Origin of the sequence: Roseobacter sp. (genome assembly GCF_039970775.1) — a bacterium.
Taxonomy (GTDB): Bacteria; Pseudomonadota; Alphaproteobacteria; order Rhodobacterales; family Rhodobacteraceae; genus Roseobacter.
Genome location: NZ_JBDVLG010000053.1, coordinates 46,413 through 60,704, shown reverse-complemented (window position 1 = coordinate 60,704; position 14,292 = coordinate 46,413). Strand labels below are relative to the sequence as shown.

Here is a 14,292-nt window from a genome sequence, read left to right as displayed (position 1 = left end):
CGAAAAAAAACTACGCCTGTTTTCAACCTGGGAAATCACCAAATATTTAATCCCTGTGGCCCCTCAATATTTTCGCCGAGTGCTAAGAGCCAACCCTGATTTACCTCAAGGACGCGCAGAAACGGAAGGCGGCGCAAAATGGTTTACCCTTGAACAGGTCTTGGAACTACGCGCCCATTTCAGTGCCGAAGGATCAAAAGCCAAAGAATACGCCCCCTACCGGCCTAAAGGACAGCCTGCCAAAATCACCGCTGTGGCAAACTTTAAAGGCGGGGTCGGAAAGACATCAACATGCGCGCATCTTGCAATGTCTGCCGCACTTGATGGCTACAAAGTCCTGGTGATCGATTTGGACAGCCAAGGGTCTATGACCTCGGTGTTCAATGGAAAAGCAGAAGACGAATGGCAGACCATCTTCCCTTTACTTGCCCGTCATTACGGCAGCTACCTGCGCCAAGACAATCAACGCAGAATGGACCGTGGCGACCCGCCTAACGCCATTGACGAGATGCTAACAACCGCGCTGGATATCACCGCCCAAGACATCATCCAAAGCACCCATTGGCCCAACATTGATCTCATTCCCGCGCAGCTCAATTTGTACTGGTCTGAATTCCAAATTCCCGTGTGGCGGATGGCCGGACGGGGATGGAAAATGTGGGATGCCCTGCATGATAGCCTGCAAGCAGATGGCGTGCTTGATGCGTATGATCTGGTGTTTCTGGATACGCCTCCTGCTCTGGGTTATTTGACCATCAATGGGTTGGCCGCCGCAGATATTGTATTGGTTCCCTTAGGCGCGTCCTTTCTGGAATTTGATTCAACGGGGCGGTTTTTCGATATGGTCCACGCCACCTTTGCCTCAATCGAAGAGGCCGAAAACATGGCTGCCCGTGCATTGGGGCGCGCCGAGCTCAAGTTTCGCTGGGATGCGGTGCGCGGCGTGATCACCCGATATGATGGCAGCCAGCAAGCCGAAATGGCAGGTGTAATGCATGCGTATCTAGGCCCTATGCTCAGCCCGAACCGACAAGGATTTACTGCGCTGATCGGGCAAGCCGGAGAGCAAGTCGCAGGTATCTATGAGGCTGACTACAGAGACTTCAACCGCGAAACCTATGTCCGTGGGCGCGCGACATTTGACGAGACCTATGCAGACTTCAAACGCTTGCTGCTAGGCGTTTGGCGGCGCGATGAAATCCGTGCTGAAGAGGCGGCACCATGATCGGGCATACAGATATCGCTTCAATTGTTTCGCACGCGAAACAACTAAATGATAAGCTATTGATAATATTGAAATCAGACTCTGATAAATACAGGTTTTCGCAATCTTTCACCATAGGATGCAGATGTTATGGCCAAACGTAAGCGCCTTTCACCAATGTCTATGGGCGCTGTTGGCAGCCCAACTCAAGATGTGCGTGGCCCTCGGGCCCCCATTGCGGATGTGGCGGCACAAACCGCACTGCAGGCTGCTTTTGATGAGGTGTCGCACGAACTGAGCTTGGCACGAACATCTGGGCGCATGATTTTGTCGTTACCGTTGGAGAGCGTCGATCCGCAGCATCTTGTGCGTGACCGGTTGACCGAAGACGACGAAGATATGATAGCCTTGCGCGATAGTGTGCGCGCGCGCGGTCAGCAAATGCCGATTGAAGTACTGGACTTGGGAGACGGCAAATATGGCTTGATCTCAGGATGGCGCCGCCTGAAAGCGTTGCAAGCCTTGCAAAAGGAGACATCCGACCCGCAGTTTTCCGTGGTTCAGGCATTGGTGCGACAACCTGATACGGCAGGAGATGCCTACAAGGCGATGGTCGAGGAAAACGAAATCCGGGCCAACCTGAGCTATTATGAACGGGCCCGAATTGCCGCAAAAGCCGCCGAACAGGGAGCCTTTCCTACGGCACGACATGCGGTGCGCGATTTATTCGCGTCGGCCAGCAGGGCGAAACGATCGAAAATTAATTCATTCTTGGTGCTGTACACCGCTTTCGACGATGCGCTGCGGTTTCCTGCGGCCATCACGGAACGGCAAGGGCTGGCGTTGGTCCGACGATTGTCGGAAGAGACCGATGCCGCACCCAAAATTGCCGCACAATTGCAAAAATCACCGGCAAATACCGCAGAAGAAGAACAAGACGCGCTCTCGCAGCTGATCGCCTCTGTTCAGGGCCCCGCCCAGATCAGTCGCGCACCCGTGCCGCCTACCCCGCCCCAGAAGGCGGTGACGGTTGAAGCCCGCCCAGGGTATATGTTGCTGACGGGGGCGGGTGTTGATGCGGCACTTATACGCAAGATTGAAACATTGGTATCAAAACACAAATGACATCCAACCACCCTACCCCGCCCCAATACGCTATTATTATCCCCCATTATAACGATGTGGTCCGGCTCAAGCGGTGTTTATCCGCGCTTGTCGATCAACTGGACGGGCGCGCCGAACTTGTTGTTGTTGATAATAGCTCAACCGACGATCTGGCGCCCATACACCAGGCATTCCCGGATGTTAGGTTCATCACAGAAACCCAAAAAGGGGCTGGCATCGCGCGCAATCGCGGCGTGGCTGACACAACCGCGCCTTACCTGTTTTTTCTGGATGCAGATTGCGTGCCTGCCGGCGATTGGTTTGCGGTCGCTTGCGAAACGGTCGCGGATGACGCTGTTATTGGCGGGGATGTTGCGGTCTTTCACGAAACCGCACCGCCGCTGACCGGAGCACAGGCGTTTGAAGCCGTGTTTGCCTTCAACCAAAAGAATTACGTGCTGAACAAAGGCTTTTCTGTCACGGCCAATCTGCTGACGACACGGGCGGTCTTTGAACGCACCGGGGTCTTTCGGGTTGGGGTGTCCGAAGATCTTGATTGGTGCCTTCGGGCAACGGCTGCGGGCAGCGCGTTGCGCTATGCTCCTGACCTGCGGGTCAGCCATCCGTCACGCAATGATTGGCCAGAATTGAAACGCAAGTGGCGGCGATTGGTTGAAGAATCCTTTGGCTTGCAGGCCTCAGGACTTAGGGGGCGTTTGGTCTGGGCGCGCCGTGCCGTGATGATGTTTGCGAGCCCCTTTGCCCATTTACCAACGGTCTTGCGCCACGGATCTCTTATGCCGGGCGAGAAATATCGCGCAGCGGTGACGCTGTTCAGACTGCGCTGGCTGCGAGGGGCTTGGATGTTCCAGCAGGCTGTTTTTGGGCGGATATAAGCCCCATATAGGGGCTGGCAGCCGGTTTCGTTGCTATCTGAGCGAACTTACGCCACACAGTTTTTAGTAGGTAAATGTGTGTGGGAGTAAGCAGATGAATTGGAAAGTATCGTTGGTGGGTGCATTTGATCGCTTCAATTACGGAGACGTCCTGTTTGCACGTATTTCTGAACATTTACTGCGACAGGCGTTGCCAAAGGCAGATATTGATTTTTACGCCCTTCGGCGGGCAGATCTGCGCGCCGAAGGTGGCGTGGTCTGCAAACCGCTGAGTGAACTTTACAGCCAACGCCTTAGCGCCGATACGCGCCACTTGGTGGTTTTGACCGGTGGCGAGCTTTTGGCGCCCAGTTGGGGGCAGATGGTGGAACATTTGGTCTCGCCCAAAATTAGCAAACACATCATGACGCTACACCACAAGACGCGCTACGCGTTTTGGACGCCAATATGGCGCCGCGTATTTGGGTGCCAAAATCAACAGCCCTGGACATTGGACCCCCGCGATTTGCCGTCGGGTTCGGAACCTGCCCAGGTGGTTTACAATGCGGTTGGCGGCGTCAGTACGGGACGTCTGGGCGCGCGGGTTATTGCTTGGCAAACGGCTGCGTTAAAGCGGGCCAGTTGGTTAACTGTGCGTGATACGCCCACAGCGCAGGCTGTTGCGGGCCGTGGATTGCCGATGCCGGACGTGGTGCCAGACAGCGCCGTGACCATGTCTGACCTGATATCCAAAGACACACGCCTGCATGAACGCGCCGCCATATTGAAGGCTGCGGGGCTGGACGACGCACCCTATCTTTGTGTGCAACTGGCCGAACGTTGGTCGCGTGACTGCGATGACGTGGTGGCCGAACAGTTGCGAGAGGTCCATCGCCGGACGGGGCTGCAGGTTTTGTCTTTTGCCATTGGGCGTGCCTCGGCGCATGATGATCAAATCACCTCTTTGCGGTTGCAGGCCCGTTTGGGCAACACGCCGTGGTTTGGGGTCGCCCCTGAGACCCTGACCGTAGATCAGATTATGGCGTTGATTGCTGGGTCGCAGGCCTATGTTGGCACCAGCCTGCATGGCTATATTACGGCCTTTGTCTTTAAACGTGCACGTGTGGGGCTGGAGCCTTCGGTGCGCAAGGTTGCCGGGTTCCGAGACGCTTGGGATACGGCCAAGATGCCTGCGGGTCGGCGGGTTGGGGCCATTGCCGATAGCCTAGATCAGGCGCTTGTCGCAGCACCAAAAGTGACCCCAAACAGCACAATAGAGACCTATAGGAACAGTTTCGCAACGATGCTTGCCCGCGTAGGTGCCGTTTGATGGCCAAGGCGGCGGATACCCCCATACAGATTGCAGTTTGTTTTTTCGGGATCACCCGATCATTGCGCCACACATTGCCTTCTATTGAAACTCACGTGTTGGATGTGGCGCGGGCCACGGGGCACCCTGTGCACGTATATGCGCATTTCTTCGAGCAGGCCCAGATCGACAACCCGCGCACAGGTGAAACAGGCGCCCTCGAGCAGGATGAACACAAGCTTTTGCCGTTGGATCAGGTGGCATTAGAAGCCCCCGGGGCCTGCCTGGCCGAATGGGACTTTGAGGGGCTCAAGTCGTTCGGCGATTTCTGGGGGACAGATTTCACATCGCTGCGCAATTTGGTGCATCAATTGCATTCGTTGAAACAGGTGACTGAAATGGCGGGGCAGGCGGATGTGGTTATTTTTGCCCGCCCGGATCTGGAATATCACGACAGTATGGCCAAACCTTTGCGCGCAGCTTTGCGTGTGGCACGGGCGGGGAAAGGCGGCGTTTGGTTGCCTTGGTGGCAGGCGTGGTTCGGCCGCAACGACCGCTTTGCCATTTGTGCGGGCGCGCAGGCGATCAAGGCCTATGGCACCCGTGTCACCCGGATGCGTGATTTTTGCGAAACGGGGCCGCGCCCGATGCATGCGGAGGCCTTTGTCGATTTTGTTTTGAACGACGCGGGTGTGGCTGTTCATTCGATTGGTCAGCGGGCCAGCCGGGTGCGGGCAGGCGGCCAGCGCGCAGAGGAAGAATTTTTACATCCGGCGACGCGTAAGCTATTGCGGGCCTGGTGGAAGCTAGACCGGTTGTCAGGGCTACGTGCATTGCGCCATCGGCTGTCCCCGCCAAATAAGACCGACCACAATACATAAGGCAGACCCCGTGACAGACAGCCAAAACCCGTCTCTGACAGAGGCAGAACTCACCGTTATTGTCATTAGCTATAATACCCGTGACATGACATTGACCGCGATCCGTTCGCTCTATGAAACCACCAAGAACGTGGCGATCAATGTGGTGGTCTTTGACAATGCCTCTAGCGATGGATCAGCCGAAGCCGTGGCCGAGGCCTTTCCGCAGGCGCGGGTCATCGCGTCGCCTGATAATTTGGGCTTTGCCAAAGCCAACAATGTGGTCGCGTCCGAGGTCGAGACCGAATGGTTGCTGCTGCTTAACCCCGATACCGAATGTCACCCCGGCGCGGTGGACAATCTGATGGCCTTTGCGCAGGCGCGGCCACAGGCGGGCATTTGGGGGGGGCGTACGGTGTTCCCGGATGGGTCGCTTAATATTGCGTCGTGTTGGATGCGGATCACACCCTGGAGCCTGCTATGTCGCAGCTTGGGGCTGTCGACCTTGTTTCCTAAATCAGAATTGTTGAATTCTGAGGCAATAGGGGGCTGGCAACGTGACACAGTGCGTGAGGTGGACATTGTTGTGGGGTGTTTTCTGCTGATCAAACGGTCGCTTTGGAATGAGCTAGACGGCTTTGACCTGCGCTATTTCATGTATGGCGAAGAGGCAGACCTGTGTTTGCGCGCCGCGAAACAGGGCTACCGTCCGGCCATCACCCCAGATGCGCAGATCATGCATGTGGTTGGGGCGGCCAGTAAAACACGCGGTGACAAGATCTTGTTGGTCACCAAGGCGCGCGCGACGCTGGTGCGCGACCACTGGCCTGCTGCGCTTGTGCCTTTGGGGTTGGTGTTGATGTGGATCGCGGTTGGGGTGCGCACACTCGGGCTGGGTCTTTTGGCCAAGCTGCGCGGCGGGCGCTGGGTGGATCGGGCCACCGCCCAAACCGAGGTTTGGCGCGCGCGCCGCGATTGGCTGGTCGGGTATTAAAGAGCCCTAGCTGCCCCCCGCAGGGTCATAGCCAAATCGCGCATAGTCCGCGGCATAAAAATCTGTGATCATACTGCGTTGAGAGACGAAAGCGGCCTCAATTTCGGGTGTGTATTTCGACGCCTTCTTGTGCTCTTTTTTGGGGCTACGCAGCCGGTGTAGGAACGGTTTCGGCGGTTCTTCGAACCCACCACAGATCGCAATTTTAGCCTTGCGCACGCCGTCTTCTTCGAGCTTGAACAGATCTACATCAACGTCTTTTGGTATAAAATCGACCTGTGGGCGTATGTGGTTGTCGTTCACATTGGGGTCCTCGTTTGCCTGACAGAGGATGTCTTTGATCCAAGTCGCAGGGTCGGGCCATGTGTCGGATCTGCGGAAGTGCCAATAATATTCAGACTTTAGCCGATTAAACGGGTCGCGTGTGATCGCCACAATGGATGAAAATGCTTTGAAATTAAGGACATGCTCCATAATTTCCGCATGAAAATGCTGGGGAGACGCCTTGAGGAAACTCAAGCGATCAGCCGCGATACCACGCACACTCAAAACCTCTCGCCACCCCAGATCGGCCATGTCTCTTTCAAGAGACGACCCCCCCGTTTTAGGGATATGAATGAACAAAGCCGCTTTGCCATTTCGGAGTAGTACGGGCATAGAACGTGAAACCTTTCGACTGGTACGCTGAGCACAAGGTGAGAACATCTCGCATTCTTATGTGGTGAGTTCCAGCCTCTTTATGCCACGCGAAACGTGATTGATGGGCGCGGTCGCAGTCATTTCGCCTTAAATTTATGCATCATAAACCCAGATAAGCAGCAGAACACTTATGTGGCCCGGTCTGGTGTGACATAGGTAGCGCCCCAAAGCCTGCGGCGAATGTGATTGGGGTATTTTTGCCAACGACTCATCAAAAAATATGCATTAAATTTACGGCGCCCTCGTTATTCTAAAATTGCTCTGATACGGAAAGTGCCATGTTGAATATTCTAGTCACCGGTTCGGCCGGATTTATCGGGTTCCATCTGAGCCGCCTTTTGCTGGACGAAGGCTTTAGAGTGCATGGCTTTGACGGCATGACCGATTACTATGATGTGCGCTTGAAAGAGCGTCGTCATCAAATGCTGCTGCAAAATGAACGGTTTACAACCACCATCGGCATGCTGGAAGACGCGGACCTTTTTGCCAAAACGGCGGCTGATTTCAAGCCCGACGTGATCGTGCATTTGGCGGCGCAGGCAGGTGTGCGCTACAGCCTCGAAAACCCGCGCGCCTACATCGAAAGCAACGTGGTGGGCACCTTCAATGTCATGGAAGCCGCGCGCGCCCATAAAGTGCAACACCTGCTGATGGCCTCGACCTCTTCGGTGTACGGCGCCAACGAAGACATGCCCTTTGCCGAAACCGACAAAGCCGACACCCCCCTGACGATCTATGCGGCCACCAAAAAGGCCAATGAGGCGATGGGTCATTCCTACGCGCATCTGTACGATCTGCCGACCACCATGTTCCGGTTTTTCACCGTCTATGGGCCTTGGGGCCGGCCGGATATGGCGTTGTTCAAATTCACTGACGGGATCCTCAAGGGGCGCCCCATCGACATTTACAACAACGGCGAGATGTACCGCGATTTCACCTATGTGACGGACCTGGTGCGCGGCATTCGGTTGTTGATCGATGCGGTGCCCGCGCTGCCCGGTGCCGACACCCCACCCATTGCTGGCGATAACCTTAGCCCCGCTGCCCCCTTCCGGGTGGTCAATATTGGCAACTCCGACAAGGTGCGCTTGCTGGATTTCATTGATGAAATCGAACGGTGTCTGGGCCAAACCGCCATCCGCAACATGATGCCCATGCAAACAGGTGACGTGCCCGCCACATGGGCCAATGCGGATTTGCTGCAAACGCTGACGGGGTACACCCCACAGACGGATTTCCGCGATGGGATCGCCGAGTTTGTGTCGTGGTTCCGCGAGTATCACGGTGTCTAACGGGGCGGCTGGAGTGTCTTGCATGATGCTTTGTAAACAGGAAAAACTGCTGGCGGTTGCCAGTGAGAGGACGCGCATATGGACACGGTACTTGTAACGGGTGGGGCTGGTTATATCGGCTCGCACGCTTGTAAGGCGCTCAAGGCGGCGGGTTATTTGCCGGTGACGTTTGATAACCTGGTCACCGGGTGGGAAGACGCGGTTAAATTCGGCCCCTTTGCGCGCGGCGATCTCCTGGACCGGGCACGACTAGACGAAGTGTTCGCCGAATATCGCCCGATTGCGGTCATGCATTTTGCAGCTCTGAGCCAAGTGGGCGAAAGCATGCAGAACCCGGGCCTGTACTGGCACAACAACGTCACTGGGTCGTTGAACCTGATCGAGGCGGCTGTGGCGGCTGGGTGCCAACAGATGGTCTTTTCTTCGACCTGTGCCACCTACGGCGAACAAGACAATGTTGTGCTGGACGAAGATAGCATGCAACGCCCGATCAACGCCTATGGGGCATCCAAACAGGCCATTGAACAGATGTTGCGCGACTTTGAAGCCGCCCATGGATTGCGGCATGTGATCTTTCGATATTTCAACGTGGCCGGGGCCGACCCTGATGCAGAAGTGGGTGAGTTCCACCAACCCGAGACACATCTGGTTCCGTTGATGTTGGATGCAATTTCGGGCAAGCGTGCGGCGCTGACAATTTTCGGGACAGACTATGACACGCCGGATGGGACCTGCATCCGCGATTATGTGCACGTCTGCGATCTGGTTGATGCGCATGTGCTGGGGTTGGCTTGGCTGCGTGACAACAAGCCCAGCCGGGTGTTTAATCTCGGTACGGGGACAGGGTTCTCGGTGCGCGACGTGGCTGACCACAGTCACAACGTGACCAATCGCGCGGTGCCGTTAACGGAAGGTCCGCGCCGGGCGGGGGATTGCACCAAGCTGGTTTCGGGGTCTTCGCGGGCCAAGGCCGAGCTGGGCTGGCAACCAGACCGTTCGACACTTGCGTCGATGATCGGCGATGCGTGGCGTTGGCACCAGTCTGGCCATTACGATAAATAACCGAGGGCAGGGGGCTGCGTGCCGCTTCCTGCATCATCCGACCTAGATGGGAAGGGCTTTGTAAACGGCCACGGGCCTTTGTGGATGACAGGTGTCGCGGGTCTTGGTAGGTGATGGGCCAATTGTGGTGGTGTAAAGGTTTTTGGTTTGCAGATTGAACAGACAAAATTGCCGGGCGTTCTTCTTATCACGCCCAAACGGTTTGGTGATGCACGTGGGTTTTTCAGCGAAAGCTGGAGCAAACGCCAAATGGCGGACGCCGGGCTTGATCATGATTGGGTGCAAGACAACCATTCGCTGTCAATGCAGGTGGGCACGGTACGTGGCCTGCATTTCCAATCTCCGCCCCATGCCCAAGACAAGCTGGTGCGCTGCGGACGCGGTGTGCTCTATGATGTAGCGGTGGATATCCGCCGAGGGTCCCCCACCTACGGGCAATGGGTGGGCGCCGAGCTTAGCTTTGAAAATGGCAAGCAGTTGTTGGTACCCGCTGGGTTCCTACATGGGTTTGCCACCCGCGCCCCCGAAACCGAGATCATCTACAAATGTTCTGATTACTACGCGCCTGACTGTGACGGAGCGGTGCGTTTTGATTGCCCAGACATCGGAATTGATTGGGGTTTAGACGGGTTAGAGCCTGTTTTGTCCGAAAAAGACGCCGCCGCTTCGGGGTTGGCTGAGTTCGACAGCCCTTTTACCTATGAAGGATAAGCCCATGAAACTGCTGGTAACCGGAGGGGCGGGGTTCATCGGGTCTGCCGTTGTACGGCTAGCCGTGGCGCAGGGCCACGCGGTGGTCAACCTGGATGCGCTGACCTATGCTGCCTGTCTCGAAAACGTGGCCGACGCGGCACAGCACCCTGATTATGTCTTTGAGCAGGCCGACATACGGGACCGCGCCGCGCTGGACCGTATCTTTGCGACCCATAAACCCGATGCAGTGATGCATCTGGCCGCAGAAAGCCACGTTGATCGGTCTATTGATGGCCCCGGTGATTTCATCGAGACCAACATCACCGGCACCTACCAGATGCTGGAAGCCGCGCGCAGCTATTGGATGGCGCAGGGTAAACCAGATGAGTTCCGGTTCCACCATATCTCTACGGATGAGGTGTTTGGCAGCTTGGGCGAGACCGGGCAATTCACCGAAACTACGCCATATGACCCACGTAGTCCCTATTCTGCGTCCAAAGCGGCCTCGGATCATCTGGTGCGCGCCTGGGCCGAAACCTATGGCTTGCCGGTCGTCATGACCAACTGTTCCAACAACTACGGGCCCTATCATTTCCCTGAAAAGCTGATCCCTGTGGTGATCCTGAACGCGCTGGCGGGCAAGGACATCCCTGTTTACGGGGCGGGCGAAAACGTGCGCGATTGGCTTTATGTCGAAGACCACGCAGATGCGTTGCTGACGGTGCTGCAAAAAGGCACCTTGGGGCGCAGTTACAACATCGGCGGTGAAAACGAGGCCAAGAACATCGACATTGTGCGGATGATTTGCGCAATATTAGACACTAAACGGCCCAAAAGCAGCCCCTACGCAGAGCAAATCAGCTTTGTGACCGACCGTCCAGGGCATGACCTGCGCTATGCAATTGACCCCACGCGTATCGCCACCGAATTGGGCTGGCGCCCATCGGTGACGCTTGAGGAAGGTTTGGAAAAAACCGTGCAGTGGTATCTGGACAATGAAGACTGGTGGCGTGCGCTGCAAACCCGTGACGGCGTGGGTCAACGCCTTGGGGCCAAAGCGTGAAGGTTCTTGTTTTTGGGAAAACGGGGCAGGTAGCGACAGAACTGGCCCGGTTTGACGATGTGGTGTGTTTGGGGCGCGATCAGGCCGACCTGACCGACCCGAGCACCTGCGAGGCGATTATCGCAAACACAGACGCGGCGGCTGTGATCAACGCGGCGGCCTACACGGCCGTCGATAAAGCCGAAGACGACCGCGACACAGCGATGATCGTGAATGCGATGGCCCCCACCGCGATGGCGGCTGCGGCGGCCGCGCGCGATCTGCCATTTGTGCACATCTCGACGGATTACGTTTTTGAGGGCGGCGGCACTGCCCCATGGCACCCTGATGACCCGACGGGCCCTTTGGGGGTTTACGGCGCCAGCAAGCTGGGCGGCGAGCGCGGCGTGACCGGCGCAGGTGGGCGCGGTGCGATCCTGCGAACCTCTTGGGTGTTTTCCGCCCATGGCAATAATTTTGCCAAAACCATGCTGCGGCTCGGAGCCGAGCGGGACGCGTTGAGCATCGTTGCCGACCAAATCGGCGGGCCCACGCCAGCGCGTGCCATTGCCGCGGCTTGTATGACCATGGCGCAGGCTTTGGCGCAGGACGCAACCAAGGCCGGCACCTATCATTTTAGCGGCGCAGCAGACGTCAGCTGGGCCGATTTCGCGCGTGATATTTTTGCGCAGGCGGACCTGTCGGTAGAGGTGACCGATATTTTGACCTCTGCCTATCCGACACCGGCGACACGCCCCTTGAATTCCCGGCTCGATTGCACGGCCACTGAACGTGTGTTTGGCCTCAAGCGCCCCGATTGGCGCGCCGGGCTGGGCGACGTTCTGGCCGACCTGAACAGAGCCTAATAAAGGAGATTTCCATGACCAAACGCAAAGGTATCATTCTCGCAGGTGGGTCGGGCACGCGGCTCTATCCGATCACGCTGGGGGTCTCCAAACAACTGCTGCCGATCTACGACAAGCCGATGATCTACTACCCGTTGTCGGTGCTGATGCTGGCAGGGATCCGAGAGATTGCGATGATCACGACGCCGCAGGATCAGGCCCAATTCCAACGCATGTTAGGGGATGGATCGCAATGGGGCATCAGCCTGACATATATCGAACAACCCTCGCCCGACGGGTTGGCGCAGGCCTTTATTCTGGCCGAAGACTTCCTGGATGGCGCGCCGTCGGCGCTGGTGCTGGGGGACAACATCTTCTTTGGTCATGGGCTGCCCGATCTAATGGCCGCCGCAGATGACCAGCCCATGGGTGCCACGGTCTTTGGCTACCAGGTGGCCGATCCTGAACGCTATGGTGTGGTCGATTTCGATGCAAAGGGCACGGTGCGCGGCATTATCGAAAAACCGCCTGTGCCACCGTCGAATTTCGCGGTTACGGGGTTGTATTTCGTCGATGGGGCGGCCCCGGCCAAGGCGCGCGCTGTCGAACCTTCGGCGCGCGGAGAAGTCGAGATCACCACCCTGCTTGAGATGTACCTTGAGGAACAATCCCTGACGGTGCAACGCATGGGGCGGGGGTATGCTTGGCTGGACACGGGCACCCATGGCAGCCTGTTGGATGCGGGGAATTTCGTGCGTACGATCGAACAGCGGCAAGGTCAGCAAATCGGCTGCCCAGAAGAGATCGCCTTTCAGTTAGGTTGGATCACCCGCGAAGATCTGGCCCGCGAGGCAAAGAAATACGCCAAAAATGACTATGGAACCTATCTAGATAGTCTCTAAAACCAGTGTTTTAACAAAAGCGGATTGCATCTTATGTCTGTCAAATTTGGCACAAGCGGCTTGCGCGGGCTGGTCACGGGTATGACCCCAGATCTGATTTCTGATCATGTACAGGCCTTTGTGCGTGCGTGTGATACAGGCGGGGTTCTTTGTGTCGGGCGCGACCTTAGGCCGTCTTCGCCGCGTATCGCGGGGGATGTGATCGCCGCCGCCCGGGCCGTTGGTTGCCGGGTGATTGATTGCGGGGCCTTGCCCACCCCGGCGTTGGCACTGGCGGCCCAAGCGGTGCAGGGGGGCGCGGTTATGGTCACCGGCAGCCATATCCCCGCAGATCGCAACGGGTTGAAATTTTATGTCCGGTCTGGCGAGATCAACAAGTCGGATGAAGCTGCGATCTTGGCGCATTTGGGGAATACAGAGACACCTGAAACCATCGCGCAGGGGGCTTTAGACACTGATACAAAGGCGACAGACCGCTACATAGCACGATATGTAGACGCCTTTGGCACGGGTGCATTGTCTGGTCAGCGCATTGGTGTTTATAGCCATAGCGCGGTGGGGCGTGATGTTTTGATCCACATTTTGAAGGATCTGGGCGCCGAGGTCCTTGAACTGGGCCGCTCAGAGACGTTTATACCTGTCGATACCGAAGCGGTTGATCCGGAGGTGCGCGCCCAGATTGCGGATTGGGTGAAGACGCATGGCCTTGATGCCTTGGTTTCAACGGATGGAGATTCAGACAGGCCCCTGATGGCGGACGCGCAGGGGCGTATCGTTCCGGGCGATATTTTGGGCCAAATCACGGCGCAAACGTTGCACGCGCAGGTGGTTGTGACCCCGATATCTTCAAACAGTGGGATCACGCTGAAAGGCATCAAAGACGTGCGGTTGACGCAAATCGGGTCTCCTTATGTGATCGCTGCGATGGCGGGCGCGGATGATGTCGTAGGCTATGAAGCCAATGGCGGGTTCTTGCTGGGGTTTGAGGCGCAAGGCCCGGCCGGCCCACTTAGCCCCCTTGCGACCCGTGACTGTACATTGCCTATTTTGACGGTGCTATACGCCAGTCAAGACGGTGGTCTGCGCGCCCGTGTGGCGCAGGAACCGGCAGTGGTGACTGTGGCAGACCGGTTGCAAAACATCGCGCAAGACAAAAGCCAAGCTCTGTTGGCGCAATGGCAACAGAACCCGCAAACACGTGCCGATTTTCTGGCTCTTATGGGCAAAGACGAAGCCCGTCTGGATCTGACAGATGGGATGCGCATGATCTTGACGGATGGGGATGTGATCCATGTGCGGCCATCGGGAAATGCACCCGAACTTAGGGTCTATATAGAGACAAAAGACACACAGTTGGCGCAGCAGCTCTTGAGCGACGCGTTGAGCAGGGTGCGCGCGGCGCTTTGATTAC

Annotated in this window: 14 protein-coding genes; 13 read left to right on the top strand and 1 reads right to left on the bottom strand. The window is 56.9% G+C overall.

The features are described from left to right. The 6 genes from ABJH13_RS15115 to ABJH13_RS15090 form a co-directional block, all read left to right on the top strand. Positions 1-1,225 (top strand): AAA family ATPase (locus ABJH13_RS15115; RefSeq protein ID WP_348407054.1); only part of this gene is annotated, 1,225 nt, incomplete at its 5' end. Positions 1,226-1,354: 129 nt separating this feature from the next. Beyond that, positions 1,355-2,329: a ParB N-terminal domain-containing protein gene (locus ABJH13_RS15110; protein WP_348407053.1), complete on the top strand. Its 975-nt coding sequence runs from the start codon at positions 1,355-1,357 to the stop codon at positions 2,327-2,329. Beyond that, on the top strand, positions 2,326-3,204 hold the full coding sequence (locus tag ABJH13_RS15105) for a glycosyltransferase (protein WP_348407052.1): 879 nt from the start codon (positions 2,326-2,328) through the stop codon (positions 3,202-3,204). The genes ABJH13_RS15110 and ABJH13_RS15105 overlap by 4 nt, the downstream gene beginning before the upstream one ends. A 94-nt stretch (positions 3,205-3,298) precedes the next feature. Further along, positions 3,299-4,513: a polysaccharide pyruvyl transferase family protein gene (locus ABJH13_RS15100; protein WP_348407051.1), complete on the top strand. Its 1,215-nt coding sequence runs from the start codon at positions 3,299-3,301 to the stop codon at positions 4,511-4,513. Then, entirely contained in the window at positions 4,513-5,373 is an 861-nt protein-coding gene (locus ABJH13_RS15095) for a hypothetical protein (protein ID WP_348407050.1), read from the top strand. The genes ABJH13_RS15100 and ABJH13_RS15095 overlap by 1 nt, the downstream gene beginning before the upstream one ends. Positions 5,374-5,383: 10 nt before the next feature. Next, positions 5,384-6,346: a glycosyltransferase family 2 protein gene (locus ABJH13_RS15090; protein WP_348407049.1), complete on the top strand. Its 963-nt coding sequence runs from the start codon at positions 5,384-5,386 to the stop codon at positions 6,344-6,346. Positions 6,347-6,352: 6 nt separating this feature from the next. Here the strand turns inward: ABJH13_RS15090 and ABJH13_RS15085 are convergent, their stop codons facing one another. Further along, positions 6,353-7,003, bottom strand: coding sequence for a sulfotransferase family 2 domain-containing protein (locus ABJH13_RS15085; protein ID WP_348407048.1), 651 nt, complete (start codon positions 7,001-7,003; stop codon positions 6,353-6,355). A gap of 320 nt (positions 7,004-7,323) precedes the next feature. On the opposite strand from ABJH13_RS15085, the gene ABJH13_RS15080 reads away from it, so the two are divergent. From ABJH13_RS15080 to ABJH13_RS15050, 7 genes are all read left to right on the top strand, one after another. Then, complete coding sequence (locus ABJH13_RS15080; RefSeq protein ID WP_348407047.1) at positions 7,324-8,337, top strand: NAD-dependent epimerase/dehydratase family protein; 1,014 nt, start codon at positions 7,324-7,326, stop codon at positions 8,335-8,337. 78 nt (positions 8,338-8,415) lie between these two features. Then, the gene (gene galE, locus ABJH13_RS15075) at positions 8,416-9,399 is read left to right on the top strand and encodes a UDP-glucose 4-epimerase GalE (RefSeq protein ID WP_348407046.1); all 984 of its coding nucleotides are present in this window, start codon (positions 8,416-8,418) and stop codon (positions 9,397-9,399) included. Positions 9,400-9,546: 147 nt separating this feature from the next. Next, entirely contained in the window at positions 9,547-10,110 is a 564-nt protein-coding gene (rfbC, locus tag ABJH13_RS15070) for a dTDP-4-dehydrorhamnose 3,5-epimerase (RefSeq protein ID WP_348407045.1), read from the top strand. 4 nt (positions 10,111-10,114) lie between these two features. Continuing rightward, positions 10,115-11,155, top strand: coding sequence for a dTDP-glucose 4,6-dehydratase (rfbB, locus tag ABJH13_RS15065; protein ID WP_348407044.1), 1,041 nt, complete (start codon positions 10,115-10,117; stop codon positions 11,153-11,155). Continuing rightward, entirely contained in the window at positions 11,152-12,000 is an 849-nt protein-coding gene (rfbD, locus tag ABJH13_RS15060; RefSeq protein WP_348407043.1) for a dTDP-4-dehydrorhamnose reductase, read from the top strand. The genes rfbB and rfbD overlap by 4 nt, the downstream gene beginning before the upstream one ends. 14 nt (positions 12,001-12,014) lie before the next feature. Further along, a complete protein-coding gene (gene rfbA, locus ABJH13_RS15055) occupies positions 12,015-12,881 on the top strand; it encodes a glucose-1-phosphate thymidylyltransferase RfbA (protein ID WP_348407042.1) in 867 nt (288 codons plus the stop codon). A 33-nt stretch (positions 12,882-12,914) separates the two neighbouring features. Next, a complete protein-coding gene (locus ABJH13_RS15050) occupies positions 12,915-14,288 on the top strand; it encodes a phosphomannomutase (protein WP_348407041.1) in 1,374 nt (457 codons plus the stop codon). The last annotated feature ends 4 nt before the right edge of the window (positions 14,289-14,292 follow it).